Source organism: Leptolyngbya sp. GGD (assembly GCF_026735145.1).
Lineage (GTDB): Bacteria > Cyanobacteriota > Cyanobacteriia > Leptolyngbyales > Leptolyngbyaceae > Leptolyngbya > Leptolyngbya boryana.
In genome coordinates this window covers 34206-50209 of the sequence record NZ_JAPQKE010000005.1, presented here as the reverse complement: position 1 = coordinate 50209, position 16004 = coordinate 34206, and the positions used below count along the sequence as shown (strand labels likewise).

Sequence of the window (16004 nt, the reverse complement as noted above, 5' to 3'; positions counted from 1 at the left end):
AGCTAAAACTGGTTAATCCAGTGATGCAGAACAATCATGAAAACTGCTAATCCAACGATTACCATCGGAATAATTCCTAAACTGGTTTGATTGGCAAGCCAGCCGAGTAAAGTTGGAATGGTTGCTGCTCCTAAACTTGCCGTACTTGTCATCAACCCGATCGCAGAGGGAACTAGTGCAGCTTCTACTCGTTGCGGAACGAGCCAGATCACAGTCGGAAAAATTGCTGCCAAAGCAAATCCCATCACAAACAAACTCCAAAGCTGCGTTGGAAAAAGCCACCAAACCCCCGCACTGAACAATAACAATCCGAGTGAATAAATAATCGTGCGGATTGCTCCAAACCAGCGAACCATCTGACCCATCGAAAATCGACCGAGTGTTAAACCTGCCCAATAGCCGCTGACGCTATAGCCTGCAAGCCAAGTTACAGTACCCCGATCGACCGTTTGCACTGTATATGACCAATTCCCGATCGAGGCTTCTGTTCCCACATAAACAGCGAGAAGCAGTGCCGAAAGTACGATCGTCGGAGTCCGAAAAATCATGCGAAGATTCGATCGAGTCGATGCAGTCGCTTCAATTCTCTGAGTTAAAGGGCGATAGTGATGCACAATCGCCCAAATCATTCCAACAATGACAAGCCCGGCAAAGCTCGCAAACACCAAATAGACATAGCGCCAATTAACTTGTGCTTCCAGGAGCGTTGTCGCGATCGCGGGTCCTAATAAAGCACCAATTCCATAGAACGCATGGAGAAAACCCATCTGATTCGCATTTTGCTGATTGCTTGCGATGAACGTATTCATACCAGCATCGATTAGCCCAATTCCGAGTCCTAAGAGCGTGCCCGATGCGACCATCATGCTCCAATGAGTCGTTGAAGCATAAATGGAAAGCGCACTGGTCAGAGAAATGGCTGCCAGTAGAATCATGCGAGCTAAACCGAGATGGCTCACCAACGCGCCACTATTCAATGCAGCGATCACATAGCCTGTAATTTGGCTGAGAAACAAAAAAGTGATACTTGCCGGATTGAGTTGAAATGTTTTCAAAATCGAAGGTAGTAGAACGCCCAATCCACCTTCTGCAATTCCGATCGCGATAAACGAGTAGAATGCTAAAACAATCCCAATCCAGCTAGCATCAGTGCGGCGCTTTGAGAAGACCATACGATTAACTTCGCTGTCCGTTCAGTGTGAAGGTCTGAGTTGAAGTCCCATCTAACACTTCAGCAGTTCCCGTTAACGTGTTCTGAACGACTTGAGCATTGATGCGAACCTGAATGTCTTGACCCTTAAATTTTTGCCGATGTTCGAGTGTGAAACGATCTCCTACAAGTTTGATCTGAGGCAGGCTAATTGTTGTTCCCGCAATTTCCCCGGTAGCACTCGCATTTTGAAAGGTTTGTTTCATCTGCAATGTATAAGGGATAGATTGTCCGGAAGCACTAGAGAGTGTGCCTGTCCAAGTTCCTTCCACAGGTGCGGGAATGATCCAAAGATAAGCCGATCGATTGTTGACTAGCACTCGTTTATCCGGTGTCCAATCTCCCATTGCAAACGCATGAGAAACAACACGGCTGCCTGGTTTGAGGTCACTTAATAGCTTCGGGCGCAGTTGTAAATTGATCTTGGGCAACAGATACAAGGTGACGACTGAGGCTTCACTAAAATTAGTTTGAAAGAGGTCTTGCTGAATAAATTGAACGCGATCGCTTACGCCTGCTTCTCTTGCATTTGCATTACTGCGATTGACTAATCCTGGATTAATCTCAACTCCGACTCCTCGTTTTGCGCCGAATTTCTGAGCCGCAGTAATCACTAATCTGCCATCGCCTGAACCTAAGTCATAAACGATGTCCTCTCGCCCAACATTGGCTAATTCCAACATTCCCATCACAACTTCTTCCGGCGTTGGAACATAAGGAACAGCCGGATTGATCAGCTCTGAGCTAGGTTGAGCCTGTGTAATAGTCGGTTGAATAGTAACGACTGACAGTGCAATCAGGACTCCGAGAAACTTGAGCGATCGACGCATGAATTCTTTCCTCACAGTAACCTCTGGAGATCTAACGGATTCAGACGTGCTGGATCATCTATCGGAGAGAGGAGTTGTGTGTGGAGGAGTTGAGTGGGTCTCGTAGTTGGTCGAGGTGGGGAGTGGGGGGAAGACTAGAAATAATTTTTGCTCCCACTCTCCCCACTCCCCACTCCCCATCACTTACGCTCTGGATGCGCCGACACCTCCGGCGGTGGATTGCCTAGGAAATTCACGGCTGCAATCAATTGATAGAGTCGCCCTAAATCTCGTTGATTAAAATTCAAAATTAATCGCGGTAAGCCATAACTCTCATCTTGGGCTTCTTGTGGCAATGGCTTCGTCTTCTCGATTCTGCCCGTCACTAAAATGTCCCGAAAGCGATCGTTCAACTCATCAACTGCTGCATCACTCAATTCTGTCTTCAAGCGCAGCACTAGCTGGCTGCCGACATAACGGCTAGAGTGATACACCTGATAGAAACTCGAAATCGCGTTACAAGCTACATCGAGATCATCAGTAATGGTATACAGGCTCGGATCATCGGCACTGATCAACCCCCGTTTCATCAACTGTTTGTGAATGTACTCTGACCAGTCGTGCCAATAATGTCCACCCGGTTTGTCAATCAGCACCAATGGCACCGGAGCCGATTTGCCCGTCTGCGTCAGAGTCAAACATTCAAACGCTTCATCCTGCGTGCCAAACCCACCTGGAAACAACGCTAACGCATCACTTTCTTTCAAGAAAAAGACCTTGCGCGTGAAGAAATACTTGAACGGAATTAATTTGGGATCGCCTTGAATAAAATGATTCGCGCCCTGCTCAAACGGCAATTGAATATTCAAGCCAAATGACTTGTCCATGCCAGCCCCTTCGTTTCCGGCTGCCATAATGCCGCCGCCAGCACCCGTGATCACCATGTACCCTTGCTGAGTCACGCATTTCGCAAACTCTTTCGCCTGCTCATACTCTTCCGTTCCAGGCTTAATCCGCGCTGACCCAAAGATCGAAACTTTTCGGATATGCCGATAGGGATAAAAGGTGGTAAACGCCCGCTCCATGTCCTGAAGCGACGCATTCAGAATTTTCCAATCTAAGCGATCGATTTCGTCCTGAGAAATTCGGGCAATCAGACCCAGGGCTTGAGCAATCAGCGCGCCATGTTGCATCTCGGGCAAATGATCCAGAAGCTCGTTGAGCGTCGATCGTAAAGACTGGACATTCAGCATCGATCGAGAAGGTTGAGGCAAATCCGAAGGGTTAGCAGTCATGTAGATTTTCCTTACAGGGGCATTCTATTTTAGCGAGACAGGGCGCACTGGGAATGCCCGTATCGACACTGAAAAACGCCCTAGCACTCAAGTCTAGGGCGTTATCAGCACTGTGACAAATGAATTTAACAAATGAGACGAATCCAGGCGAATCAAGAAACTTGTCGAAACTGGTCTTAGAGGTGTTTGTCTAAAGTGTTCGATAAGGTGGTCTTGGGAACAGCACCAACGACCATATCAACCCGCTGACCGCCTTTGAAAATCATCAGCGTCGGAATACTACGAATTCCAAATCTGCTGGCAACACCTGGGTTCTCATCGGTATTAAGTTTAACGACTTTGACCTTGCCTTCGTATTGCGCTGCAATCTCATCGACAACAGGCGCAACCATGCGGCAGGGACCGCACCAAGGAGCCCAAAAATCTACGAGAACTGGGACTTCACTCTGAAGCACTTCCTGGTCAAACGACGAATCTGTAACTTGTGCGGTTGCTGACATTACCTGAAAATCCTTGCCTTTGTTTCATTTGACGAAATTCTACCATAGCAAAACGGTCAGGAGTTATTCACATTGCAGACATAAATAGATACATAAAATTAGATACAAAAGTTTTGGATAAGGTTGAATTTTGTAGCGGAATGAAGTGAGGTGGACGGGAGTTTGGAGGGCAGAGAGGGCAGCGTAACGAAATGTCCTTGACGATCGCTGCTTTGAGATGAACCAAACGCAGTAAACTGAAAATCTAATCGTGATTCATTTTGACTCCTGTGACTTTACGCTTGTCTCTCGCAAACCCCGCTCAGAACGAAGAATTGCCCAGAGTACAGCCTTGGCGCGGCTTGATTCATGGCTATCGTCGCTATTTGCCCGTGACAGATCAAACGCCCGTGATCACGCTGCACGAAGGGAATACGCCATTGATCCCGGTTCCTGCGATCGCGCGGGAGATTGGTCGGCAGGTGCAGGTGTTTGTGAAATACGACGGTCTGAATCCGACGGGCAGCTTTAAGGATCGTGGCATGACGATGGCGATCTCGAAAGCGAAGGAAGCAGGCGCGGAAGCGGTCATTTGTGCGAGTACAGGTAATACCTCAGCAGCGGCGGCGGCTTATGCGCGGCGTGGCGGTATGCGAGCGTTTGTGCTGATTCCGGATGGCTATGTGGCGTTGGGTAAGTTGGCGCAAGCGTTGCTGTATGGGGCAGAAGTGCTGGCGATTAAAGGGAATTTTGATCGCGCGTTAGAAATTGTGCGCGAGATGTCTCAGAATTATCCGGTGACGCTGGTTAATTCGGTGAATCCCTATCGCTTAGAAGGACAGAAAACGGCGGCGTTTGAAGTCGTTGATGTATTAGGTGATGCGCCGGATTGGTTATGTATTCCTGTAGGAAATGCAGGAAACATTAGTGCGTACTGGATGGGATTTAACCAGTATCACCAAGAAGGTCGATCGTCGAAATTGCCGAAGATGATGGGATTCCAGGCGGCGGGATCGGCTCCATTAGTGACAGGTGAGCCATTTAAACATCCAGAAACCTTGGCAACGGCGATTCGGATTGGGAATCCGGCAAATTGGCATAAAGCGATCGCGGTTCGAGATGCCAGCCAAAGTAGTTTTAATGCGGTGACGGATGAAGAAATTCTCCATGCCTATCGGATGTTGGCATCGCAGGAAGGAATTTTCTGTGAGCCTGCGAGTGCGGCTTCGGTTGCTGGATTGCTGAAAGTGAAGGATCAAGTGCCAGAAGGTGCGACTGTGGTTTGTGTTTTAACAGGCAACGGCTTGAAAGATCCAGATTCTGCGATTAAGTTCAGCGAGAATAACTTTAAGCAAGGAATTGAACCTGGTTTAGAGGAAGTTGCGAAGGCAATGGGATTCTAATGTCCTGAGAAGCTAGCTCAAGTGATCTAAATGGAGTTTCGTAGTACAAGACACAACGCGATTGGGTGTGCTTGCTACGATTCCATTTAGATAGTTTGAACTTCAGGATGGGGCGAATGGTCAGCACGATTCGATCGACTGTTTATCCGAAAGATTGCACCTTTGCACCTTCGGATTGGGATGCGTTGGCTCCATTTTGGTATCCGATCGCATTTAGTCGAGAGGTCACGGATCAGCCGATTGCTGCAAAGCTCTTAGATCAAAGGTTGGTGGTATGGCGAACCTCAGCAGGCGTTTCAGTTGCAAATGATATTTGCTTGCATCGCGGCATTCCGCTCAGTATGGGCTTTGTGGAAGGCGATCATTTAATCTGCAAATATCATGGGTTTCATTATTCAACCGACGGACGCTGTGTTTTGGTTCCTGCCGATCCTGATGCTTCGATTCCTGCAAAACTTTGTTTGAAGACTTATCCGGCGATCGAGGCTTATGGTTTAGTCTGGACTTCGCTGGGTGGGGGCGATCATCCCCTGCCTGATTTTCACGAGTGGGACGATTCGGATTATCAGCAAATTTTACCTGAAGCGGTTGATCTCAATGCTGCGGCTGGGCGGCAGATGGAAGGATTTCTGGATGTGGCTCACTTTGCTTGGGTACATCAGAAATCGTTTGGCGATCGCAGTAATCCGATTGTGCCGCACTATGAAGTGACAAAAACGCCAACGGGATTACGGGCTGAGTATTTGAGCAATGTCAGCAATTTTCCTAAAGCGATGCAAGATCGCGCCCCGGCAGATTTTCAGTGGATGCGAATTTTTGAAGTCTTTTTACCTTTTACGGCGCGGTTGACGGTGCTATTTCCGAATGAAGGACGGCTTTGTATTTTGAATGCTGCGTCTCCTGTTTCAGCCCGAAAAACTCGCATCTTTTGCCCGATTTGTCGGAACTTCGATAAAGACATGTCTCTTGAACCTGTGTACGAATTTAACTATCAAGTATTCGCAGAAGATCAAGAAGTCGTCGAAGCTCAATATCCTGAAGATTTGCCTCTTGAACTGAGGGCTGAATCTCATATTCGGGCGGATCAAACGTCGATCGCATATCGCAAAGGATTAAGTGCGCTCGGTCTTGGTGCAACGTATACGGCTTGATTGCCGATCTATCTCGCTGAGTTGAACGACGATCAAACCTTCCAATATGACGATCAAATTAAGTTGAACGACGATCAAACTAAGTTGAACGACGATCAAACTAAGTTGAACGACGATTTAGATTATCGATGAGCGTGTTGGCGTATCGTCGGACTTGAAGAGAAAGGGATATCGATCGTGCTTAACCTCAGAATGGTCTATTGTTCAAGTCGAACTGTCGCAACTCAACTGGAACGGAACGTTGTGTAGGTAGAATGTGTTGCTTGAAAATGTCTCACTTAATTTTTGAGTGTTAGAATTACCACTGAGCCTGTGAGATGTGTTTCTGGAACACCTCCAAGGTGTAGGCTGATGTTCCGTCAGCCGAGCGCGGACGAGCCGTGTTAAATTTCTGAATCAACAGATCGCAGGCAGAACCGCTCACAGTCTCCACCTCAATCTTTGCATTGCGTCTTGAAGTAATGAGAGAAAAGAACATTGGTTGTTTTAAAGGCGTTGAAGCAAGGGTCAAAGAAATACTTTCTGTTGATGGCAGACTTGGCTATTTATTGAGAGGCATAGTAGAGAAGCTCTCAGGCAAAGTTTCTAACTATAAAATAAACGATTTATCAGAATGGCTTGAATTACCTACTACTGCTTTAAAGCCTTGGTTGGGCGGAATACCAGATGAGTATAAATATGAAAGCTTTAAAATTCCAAAGAAAAATGGTCGTGGAAGCAGAAAAATAGATGCGCCTAATCACACCTTAAAAACTTTGCAGCGAGGCGTTTATCATAGGCTTCTCAAAAGACTTCACTTACATCAAGCGGCAACAGCTTATATTCCTGGAAAGTCAATATTTGATAATGCACTACCTCATGTTGGACAAAAAATTGTTATTAACATTGATCTCAAAGACTTTTTTGGAAGTGTTAGCTCAGATAAAGTTTATCGATATTGGCGTTTTCTAGGTTGGGATGTTGAAACGTCTATCATCTTGAAAAATATCTGTTGTTATAGAGGTAGTCTACCTCAAGGTTCACCTACAAGCCCTGCGCTCAGCAACTTGTGTAATCAATTGTTAGATGCTCGTTTAGAAGGTCTGGCAAAAAAGAACAAGGGGCAATATACCCGGTATTCAGATGACCTCACATTTTCATTTTCAAACTCTCATACATATAAGAGAGGTATTTTAGATCGGATTCATCAAATCCTTGCCTCTGAAGGTTATGAGATTCAGGAGAAGAAGAAAATTCGTATACAGCGACCTCATCAACGTCAAATTACAACAGGTCTAGTGGTGAATGATAAAGTTAATTTGCCTAAAGAGGTGAGAAAGCGAATTCGCGCCATGCGGCATCATTTCGCAAAGGGAACTCTTTCAAAAAAAGATACAGAGCGACTAGTAGGATATGAGAGCTTGCTAAAAATGATTGACAGAGTAAATATTGCTAATGCGCCGCGGCGAATAGAATTTAATAAATTGGTTGAATTTTCAAATCCGTCGTTTAAGCAATTAGACTCTCTTAGTATGAATAAAGTACTGTTTCTAGCTTCAAGTCCATTAGATGAAGCACGATTACGCTTAGATAAAGAAGCACATGAGATTGATGAAGGGCTACGCCGTTCTAATAAGCGGGATCAATTTAAACTAGAGCAAAGATGGTCAATTGGTACTGATGGTTTACGTCGAGCATTATTAGATATAGAACCCAAAATAGTTCATTTTAGTGGTCATGGCTCAGGAGAAGATGGAATAATTGTAGAAGATGATAGCGGTATGTCGAAATTGATCAGCAATGAGGCTTTAGCCCGATTATTTGAACTATGTTCTGAACATGTCGAGTGTGTTTTACTTAATGCATGTTATTCCGAAGTTCAAGCAACTACGATTGCTCAGCACATTAATTATGTAATTGGCATGAGCCAATCAATTGGAGACAAGGCCGCAATAAAATTTGCAACGGGATTTTATGATGCTTTAGGTGCTGGAAAAACAATTGAGATAGCATTCGAATTTGGTTGTAACGCTATTCAGTTAGAAAATATTCCAGAGCATTTAATTCCCAAAATCAAAAAGAAAAGTCGTAATTAAGAGCCTGTTGCAAATCTACAATCGTGCTATGTTCCTGATCTGCCCGAATTCGAGGTCGAGTTTCATCAAACGCACGTCTAATGGCGTTCCAATAGCACTGACTTCAAAGCCATCATTGGCGATAATGTAGAGACGCTCTTGAAATGTGAACTGTCGTATGACTACTCGGCTAGAAGTTGAATCAGCTATCAAACAATTGCCAGAGAGTGAAGTTCGCGATCTGGCAAAGTGGCTTCAAGACTATCTCGATGAAATGTGGGATCAGCAAATTGAAACGGATGTAGCATCAGGAAAATTAGATCACCTCATTGCTCAGGCAGAAAAAGATATTGTAGCCAACAACGTGAGGTCAAAAATTCAGGCGGAAGATCTACTAACCAAACCCAATTCTCTGAACAGTAAAAAGAAAACAGGAGACTGATTTAGTAAGGCTCTTTAGAGCAGAAGAGGCAACACTTCTCTAGGTTTCAGGTTACGGCTGCTCAAGTTAAAATTAGAAAGCAGTCGTTGAAATGAGGTCAAGACAATGACAGTTCGACAACCCCGCTATCCCAAAGAAGAATTTGCTCGACGTGGCGATGAGATTTATGAATCTCAGGTGCGATCGCAAGTTGAGGAAGGCAATCACGGCAAGATTGTGGCGATCGACATCGAAACTGGAGCCTTTGAGGTCGCTGATGATTTACTGACCGCATCTAAGCAACTCACCGCAAGATTACCAGATGCTCAGACTTGGTTTGTGCGCATTGGGCATCCAGCCGTTGATCATTTTGGCGCACGGAGTTTAAGACCGAAGCCATGATGGAGGGACGGGTAAATCAATATTGTGAGGCGACATTATCGATCGTCATCAGAAGCAATACGACAACGCAGCTGGTAGATGCCGTAATTGATACAGGATTTTCTGGCTTTCTAACCTTGCCCTCTGAAATCATCTCCACATTGAGATTGAGTTGGGAAGGTCGAGATTTCGCAACATTGGGCGATGGATCTTCCTGTACGTTCGAGGTTTACCTTGGGTCTGTCATCTGGAATGGGCAGTACCGCGAAATTTATATCAACGAGTCAGAGACAGTTCCTCTAATTGGAATGCGATTATTACGAGGCTACGAATTACAGATTCAAACCATTGAGGGTGGCTCTGTAAAAATCGATGCTTTGCCAAACGCCATTTAGCAACTACTCATGAGGCAGGGTCTAGCAACAAAAATTCAGGCGGAACTCGATCGACTAACCAAACCCCATTTTCTGAACGATAGAACATAAAGCCAGCTTGCTGCATCGCGATCGTATCAACGCTCAACACGACAGGATGACCGTGACGCATTCCGACTTTTTTCGCAGTCTCGATCGATTCCGACAAATGCACATGATGACGATTCATCTTGAGCAAGCCAGATTGCAGAATTGATTCGACTGAAGATTCTGCTGTGCCGTGATAAAGGATATCCGGCGGGATTCGGGGTTCTAATTGCAAATCTACGATCGTGCTATGTCCCTGATTTGCCCGAATTCGAGTTCGAGTTTCATCAAACGCGAAACGCTGTTTATCGCACAGTGCAACAACCTGATCCAGTTCAGTGCGAGTGATCGAAAACCGAGCCGCAGCACAAGCGTTGAGTAACAATTCAACTTCGACCCAACCTCCCGGAGCCAGCGTAATTCCAAGACGCTCCGGCGTATGTCGCAAATGTTTACTCAAATATTTACTGATTTTGACTCGTCTTGTCGTATCCATATAATACAGAATATACTACAACTATTCTAGCTACAGACGGGATCTCGTCAACTAGAATAAGTAGGCACAAGGTTTTAACATCGCTAGGAGACGCATTCGTGGAGTCCCGTTACACCCCCGCCGAAATTGAGGAAAAGTGGCAAAAAGTCTGGTCAGAGACGAATCTAGATCAGACCCCAGAACAGAGCGACAAGCCGAAATTCTACGCTCTGTCGATGTTTCCTTACCCATCCGGCAATCTTCACATGGGGCATGTGCGCGTCTATACGATCGTCGATGTGATTGCCCGTTTGAAGCGAATGCAGGGCTATCGCGTCTTGAATCCGATGGGATGGGATGCCTTTGGATTGCCTGCGGAAAATGCAGCGATCGAGCGAAATGTCGCACCCGCAAATTGGACGTATCAGAACATTGATCAGATGCGTGCTCAATTAAAACAGTTGGGCATTTCCTTTGATTGGTCAAAAGAATTAGCAACCTGCTCGCCGGATTATTATCGCTGGACACAGTGGATTTTCTTGGAATTCTTCAAAGCAGGCTTGGCTTATCAGAAAGAAGCAACTGTCAATTGGGACCCGATCGATCAAACCGTTTTGGCGAATGAGCAAGTCGATGCGGATGGAAGATCTTGGCGATCGGGTGCGAAAGTCGAGCGGAAATTGTTGCGGCAGTGGTTCTTGAAAATCACAGACTATGCAGAACAATTGTTAGTCGATTTGGACAAGCTGAAAGGATGGCCCGATCGCGTGAAGTTGATGCAGGCAAACTGGATCGGCAAGTCTACTGGCGCACAAGTTACTTTCACAACAGAAGCAGGCGACGAGATTGTTGTCTTTACAACTCGCCCAGATACCTTGTGGGGTGCTTCTTTCATGGTCTTGTCTCCTGAGCATCCGTTAGTTGAGAAATTAACAACTCCGGAACAATCAGCAGCAATCAAACAATATCAGGAAGCTGCTGCTGCAAAAAGTGATTTAGATCGAACGGCTGAAGGTCAAGAAAAGACTGGCGTTTGGACAGGAAGCTATGCGATCAATCCAGTCAACGATCAGAAGATTCCGATTTGGATTGCAGACTATGTGCTGATGGACTATGGAACAGGGGCAATTATGGCAGTTCCAGCCCATGACCAGCGCGATTTTGAGTTTGCGAAAAAGTTCAATTTGCCGATTCATGTGGTCGTACAACCTGCTGATCAAACTTTGGATAGTTCAACCATGACTGAAGCCTATCCAGGCGAAGGTGTAATGGTGAATTCAGGTGAGCTAAATGGTGTACCCGCAGGTAAAGGTAAAGGTCAGAGTGTCGAAAAAGCGATCGCGTTTTTAGAAGCTCACCAAAAAGGTAAAGGCACATCGAACTATCGGTTAAGAGATTGGTTGATCTCGCGTCAAAGATACTGGGGCGCACCGATTCCGATTATTCACTGTCCGAACTGTGGAGCCGTTCCGGTTCCTGATGCAGATTTGCCGGTGAAATTGCCTGAAGATGTGGAATTTTCCGGGAAAGGTGGCTCGCCTCTGACTCAGATCGAATCCTGGCTAAATGTTCCTTGTCCTAGTTGTGGAACACCTGCGAAGCGGGAAACGGACACGATGGATACCTTTATCGATTCATCGTGGTATTTCTTGCGCTATCCCGATGCGAACAATGATCAAGCTGTGTTCGACAAAGCGATTACCAATGATTGGATGCCCGTTGATCAATATGTAGGCGGGATTGAACATGCGATCTTACACTTGTTGTATTCGCGGTTCTTTACGAAAGTGCTGCGCGATCGCGGATTGCTCAACTTTGATGAGCCGTTTGAGCGGTTACTGACGCAAGGCATGGTTCAAGGCAGAACCTACAAGAATCCGACCACTGGAAAGTATGTCATCCCGGCAGATATCAAAGATCCGGCGAATCCAGTTGATCCGAATACGGGAGAGAAATTAGAAATTGTCTTCGAGAAAATGTCGAAGTCGAAGCACAACGGCGTTGCTCCGGGCGATGTCGTGAACAAGTATGGAGCTGATACAGCTCGGATGTTTATCTTGTTCAAAGCTCCCCCTGAGAAAGATTTGGAGTGGGAAGATGCAGACGTTGAGGGACAATATCGATTCCTCAATCGTGTCTGGAGATTGGTAGCAGACTCGAAGCTAAATCAAAAACCTGCTAAAGATTTATCCAAAGCAGAGAAAGATTTACGTCGATCGATTCACACTGCAATCAAGGAAATCACCGAAGATTTGCAAGGTGAGTATCAATTCAATACGGCTGTTTCTGAATTGATGAAATTGAGCAATGCCTTAAGCGATTTTGCTCAAAAAGATTCTCCGGTCTATGCAGAAGGGATTGATACGTTACTGCGCTTGTTAGCTCCTTTCGCGCCTCATATGGCTGAAGAGTTATGGAGATCGATTGGTCATTCTGATTCGATTCACACTCAATCTTTCCCGATCGTTGATCCGGGTGCTTTAGTTGCCGATGAGAAAACGATCGTGATTCAAATCTTAGGTAAAACGCGCGGAACAATCGAAGCGGCAACTGCGATCGCAGATGACAAAGCTGCTTTAGAGCAATTCGCCCGTGATTCTGAGATTGCAAAACGCTATATCGAAGGTAAGGAGATCAAGAAAGTGATTGTCGTGCCTGGGAAGTTAGTAAACTTCGTTGTCGCGTAGGAGATTGATCGAGTAACAGAATGCCGAAAAAGATCCGAGAGCTAAAAAGCCTGCTGTTAAAGGCAGGCTTCACAAGTGAATCTGGAAAAGGAAGCCATACCAAATGGTCGCATCCTCTTCTCCCTGGAAAATTAACTCTGTCTGGAAAAGATGGCTCCGATGCGAGACCTTACTAAGAAAAAGATGTCTACGAAGCCATTGAGAAAGTAGAAAGTAAGCGAGATCAGGAGGAAGGTTAAAAATGCAATATCGATATACGATCCTCATCCAATGGTCTGACGAAGATCAGTGCTATGTTGTAAGTCTGCCTGAGTGGGGTGAATTCTCTCACACTCATGGTGAAACTTATGCAGAAGCCCTTCAAAATGCTCAAGAGGTTTTAGAACTGCTAGTAGAATCAGCACTTGCAGAAGGTGAACCACTTCCAGAACCTCAAACTTTCGGTAAAACTCTACAAGCAGCTTAAACAATGACGACTCTAGAAAACTACGATCCGAGCGGTGTTGGTGTTACTGGTCGGCTGTTTGGATTGCCCTTTGACTATGATTCAGCAAATCTGATTATCTTAGGTGTGCCTTGGGAAGTAACCGTCTCTTACAGTGCAGGGACAGCGAGAGGAGTTGAAGCAACTTTGAATGCTTCAACTCAGCTCGATCTATTTGACTTCGATAATCCCGATGGTTGGAAGCAAGGTATCTTCATGCCTGAAATTCCCCAGCATATCTTAGAGAAGAGTGATGCATTAAGACCCCAAGCAGCAAGAATTATCGATCGCTTAGAGTCTGATGAAAAGCTAGATGCAGAACTCACTGAACTACTAGCGACCATTAACCAAGACTGCGAAGCTACTAATCAATGGCTCTTTGAAGAGACAAGCAAAGCTTTGAGTCAAGGTAAAAGAGTCGGATTGATCGGTGGGGATCATAGTGTGCCGCTGGGATATTTGAGAGCGATCGCACAACATTACTCCTCTTTTGGCATTCTCCACATTGATGCTCATGCTGACTTACGAGAAGCTTACGAAGGCTTTGAGTTTTCCCATGCGTCGATTATGTACAACGTACTGAAACTGCCACAAATGATAAAGCTTGTGCAAGTTGGCATTCGGGATGTGTGTATTGATGAAGTGGAATTGATTCAAAAGAGCGATCGTATTTCAACTTACTTCGATCCCATGCTGAAACAAAAAGAATATGCGGGGATTCCTTGGCTGGAGACGTGCAAGCAGATTGTCTCAGAACTCCCGCAGGATGTTTATATCAGTGTCGATGTCGATGGATTCGACCCGAAGCTTTGCCCAGAAACGGGTACACCTGTACCGGGAGGTTTGGAGCTAGAACAAGCATTTTGTCTGTTCCGTGAAGTCGTGAACAGTGGGCGAAAAGTGATTGGATTTGATGTCGTGGAAATTGGAAATGCTGAATGGGATGGAAATGTCGCGGCTCGAATAGTTTACAAGCTAAGTAATTTTATGGATCTGTCGTGGAAGAATTAGACTATTGATAGATTCTATAGATAAGGAAAAACGCGGAGAGACAGTGGTAAAAAATAAATAGCCCACTGTTTTGTCCTGCCTGTGCCTCCCAGAAAGTCAACAAAATCGGTTCAGCGTCAAGCTGATACGGTGTCACGTCGCATTTTCATTAGCTACCGAAGCCAAGATCCAGATAAATCCTTGGCCGCGGAGTTTCAGCGATCGCTCATCGACTCAGGTCACACCGCATTTATGGCAGGTGAAAGCATTCGCTTGGGTGAAAATTGGTCAGACCGAATCGATATCGAATTGCAGCAGTGTGACTATTTGCTGTTACTGCTATCACCTCAGTCAGCAGTCAGTGAAATGGTGACAGAAGAAGTACGGCGCGCCAGAGAGTTAAGAGATACGCGAGGCGAAAACCGCCCGATTCTCTTACCAATTCGCGTTAATTTTCCGTTTGATTCTTCTTTGAACTATGACTTACGAGGATATTTACAACGAATTCAGCAACGGGAATGGAAATCGGAACAGGATACGCCGAAGATTTTGCAGGAAGTGTTGGAGTTAATTGGAGCAAATGCTGAGTGGATTGCTGAGCAACAAGACGAACCAGCAGTATTACGGCAAAATCATCCAGACGATCCACCGTTACCGATCGCTGAACCAGAGCTTGATCCTGAACTATATCGAGAACCTGGAGGAGCTGTTGCGCTGGATTCAGATTTGTATATCGATCGAGGAACGATCGAAGCAGATTGTTATCGAGAGATTTTGCAGCCTGGAGCGTTAATTCGGATCAAAGCACCGAGACAGATGGGCAAAACTTCGCTGATGGCGAGAACGCTGAATCACGCAAGGCAACAAGGTTATCAGACGATTTCTTTTAGTTTTCAGCGCGCAGATCGGCAGTGTTTTTCAGATTTAGATTTGTTGTTGCGCTGGTTTTGTGAGCAGGTTGGACGCAGGCTGAAGCGGTTGTCTCAGCTAGATGAGTATTGGAAGACTGGCGGGAGTAAAGACAAATGTTACTACTATTTCTTGGAATGTTTGCTAGAGGAATTGGATCAGCCGTTAGCGATCGCAATGGATGAAGTCGATTTGGTGTTTCCGCATCGGGAAGTGGCGGATGACTTTTTTGGATTGTTGCGATCGTGGTTTGATGCAGCGCGATGTGGCGATACAGATAGTGAATATTGGCAGAAATTGCGGCTCGTGATTGTGCATTCGACTGAGGCGTATGTGCCGCTGGATATGAATCAATCACCGTTTAATGTGGGCAAAAATGTCGAATTGGAGGAGTTTACGCGATCGCAGATTCAGGATTTGGCACAGCGGTATCGATTGCACGCAGAGGTCGTTGATGCGGTTGCAACATTGGTTGGAGGACATCCCTATCTAGTTCGTAAGGCGTTTTATCATTTGCGGCGGCAGGATGTGACGTTGGAGCAATTGAGGCAAACGGCAGCAACGGAAGCGGGAATTTATAGTGATCATTTGCGGCGGCATTTGCTGAATTTGCGCCTGTATCCGCAGTTAGTAGAATCATTGCGGCAAGTCGTTGTCAAAAGTAAGCCTGTCGAGTTGGAAGCGGAGCCTGCTTTTAAGTTGGAGAGTATGGGGTTGATTACGTTGCAGGGAAATGAGGCAAGACCGCGATGTGAGTTGTATCGATCGTATTTTCAAGACCATCTGAAGACTTAA

Annotated in this window: 17 protein-coding genes; 11 read left to right on the top strand and 6 right to left on the bottom strand. The window is 45.8% G+C overall.

Features of this window, described 5'->3' with window-relative positions; all coding sequences use genetic code 11:
* Positions 1-2 precede the first annotated feature (2 nt).
* From OU814_RS22130 to trxA, 4 genes are all read right to left on the bottom strand, one after another.
* Positions 3-1172 (bottom strand): MFS transporter, encoded by a 1170-nt coding sequence (locus OU814_RS22130; protein WP_268242121.1) that lies wholly within the window; start codon positions 1170-1172, stop codon positions 3-5.
* Positions 1173-1176: 4 nt separating this feature from the next.
* Positions 1177-2055 carry an SAM-dependent methyltransferase gene (locus OU814_RS22125; RefSeq protein WP_268242120.1) on the bottom strand — a complete coding sequence of 293 codons (879 nt, stop codon included), beginning with the start codon at positions 2053-2055 and terminating at the stop codon, positions 1177-1179.
* A 164-nt stretch (positions 2056-2219) separates the two neighbouring features.
* Positions 2220-3314: an LOG family protein gene (locus OU814_RS22120; RefSeq protein WP_017291453.1), complete on the bottom strand. Its 1095-nt coding sequence runs from the start codon at positions 3312-3314 to the stop codon at positions 2220-2222.
* A 176-nt stretch (positions 3315-3490) separates the two neighbouring features.
* A complete protein-coding gene (gene trxA / locus OU814_RS22115) occupies positions 3491-3814 on the bottom strand; it encodes a thioredoxin (protein ID WP_017291454.1) in 324 nt (107 codons plus the stop codon).
* 269 nt (positions 3815-4083) lie between these two features.
* On the opposite strand from trxA, the gene thrC reads away from it, so the two are divergent.
* Positions 4084-5196 (top strand): threonine synthase, encoded by a 1113-nt coding sequence (thrC, locus tag OU814_RS22110; RefSeq protein ID WP_017291455.1) that lies wholly within the window; start codon positions 4084-4086, stop codon positions 5194-5196.
* A 116-nt stretch (positions 5197-5312) separates the two neighbouring features.
* Positions 5313-6347 (top strand): Rieske 2Fe-2S domain-containing protein, encoded by a 1035-nt coding sequence (locus OU814_RS22105; RefSeq protein WP_242044594.1) that lies wholly within the window; start codon positions 5313-5315, stop codon positions 6345-6347.
* Positions 6348-6645: 298 nt separating this feature from the next.
* Here the strand turns inward: OU814_RS22105 and OU814_RS22100 are convergent, their stop codons facing one another.
* Positions 6646-6771 carry a hypothetical protein gene (locus OU814_RS22100; RefSeq protein WP_268242119.1) on the bottom strand — a complete coding sequence of 42 codons (126 nt, stop codon included), beginning with the start codon at positions 6769-6771 and terminating at the stop codon, positions 6646-6648.
* A gap of 22 nt (positions 6772-6793) precedes the next feature.
* Here OU814_RS22100 and OU814_RS22095 point away from each other — a divergent pair, with 22 nt between their 5' ends.
* The 4 genes from OU814_RS22095 (at position 6794) to OU814_RS22080 (ending at position 9598) form a co-directional block, all read left to right on the top strand.
* Positions 6794-8422 carry a retron St85 family RNA-directed DNA polymerase gene (locus tag OU814_RS22095; protein ID WP_268242118.1) on the top strand — a complete coding sequence of 543 codons (1629 nt, stop codon included), beginning with the start codon at positions 6794-6796 and terminating at the stop codon, positions 8420-8422.
* A gap of 157 nt (positions 8423-8579) precedes the next feature.
* On the top strand, positions 8580-8843 hold the full coding sequence (locus tag OU814_RS22090) for a hypothetical protein (protein ID WP_268242117.1): 264 nt from the start codon (positions 8580-8582) through the stop codon (positions 8841-8843).
* Positions 8844-8948: 105 nt separating this feature from the next.
* Positions 8949-9224, top strand: coding sequence for a hypothetical protein (locus OU814_RS22085; protein WP_190652247.1), 276 nt, complete (start codon positions 8949-8951; stop codon positions 9222-9224).
* The gene (locus OU814_RS22080; RefSeq protein ID WP_268242116.1) at positions 9221-9598 is read left to right on the top strand and encodes a clan AA aspartic protease; all 378 of its coding nucleotides are present in this window, start codon (positions 9221-9223) and stop codon (positions 9596-9598) included. The genes OU814_RS22085 and OU814_RS22080 overlap by 4 nt, the downstream gene beginning before the upstream one ends.
* Positions 9599-9605: 7 nt before the next feature.
* Here OU814_RS22080 and OU814_RS22075 read toward each other — a convergent pair whose 3' ends face one another.
* Positions 9606-10160, bottom strand: a complete 555-nt coding sequence (locus OU814_RS22075) for an RNA 2'-phosphotransferase (RefSeq protein ID WP_268242115.1) — start codon at positions 10158-10160, stop codon at positions 9606-9608.
* Between the two features lie 98 nt (positions 10161-10258).
* On the opposite strand from OU814_RS22075, the gene leuS reads away from it, so the two are divergent.
* From leuS to OU814_RS22050, 5 genes are all read left to right on the top strand, one after another.
* Complete coding sequence (leuS, locus tag OU814_RS22070) at positions 10259-12826, top strand: leucine--tRNA ligase (protein WP_268242114.1); 2568 nt, start codon at positions 10259-10261, stop codon at positions 12824-12826.
* 20 nt (positions 12827-12846) lie between these two features.
* Positions 12847-13002, top strand: coding sequence for a type II toxin-antitoxin system HicA family toxin (locus OU814_RS22065; protein ID WP_268242113.1), 156 nt, complete (start codon positions 12847-12849; stop codon positions 13000-13002).
* A 65-nt stretch (positions 13003-13067) separates the two neighbouring features.
* Positions 13068-13292 (top strand): type II toxin-antitoxin system HicB family antitoxin, encoded by a 225-nt coding sequence (locus OU814_RS22060; RefSeq protein WP_268242112.1) that lies wholly within the window; start codon positions 13068-13070, stop codon positions 13290-13292.
* Between the two features lie 3 nt (positions 13293-13295).
* Positions 13296-14321 carry an agmatinase family protein gene (locus OU814_RS22055; RefSeq protein ID WP_268242111.1) on the top strand — a complete coding sequence of 342 codons (1026 nt, stop codon included), beginning with the start codon at positions 13296-13298 and terminating at the stop codon, positions 14319-14321.
* 81 nt (positions 14322-14402) lie between these two features.
* Positions 14403-16004 carry an AAA-like domain-containing protein gene (locus OU814_RS22050; RefSeq protein WP_268242110.1) on the top strand — a complete coding sequence of 534 codons (1602 nt, stop codon included), beginning with the start codon at positions 14403-14405 and terminating at the stop codon, positions 16002-16004.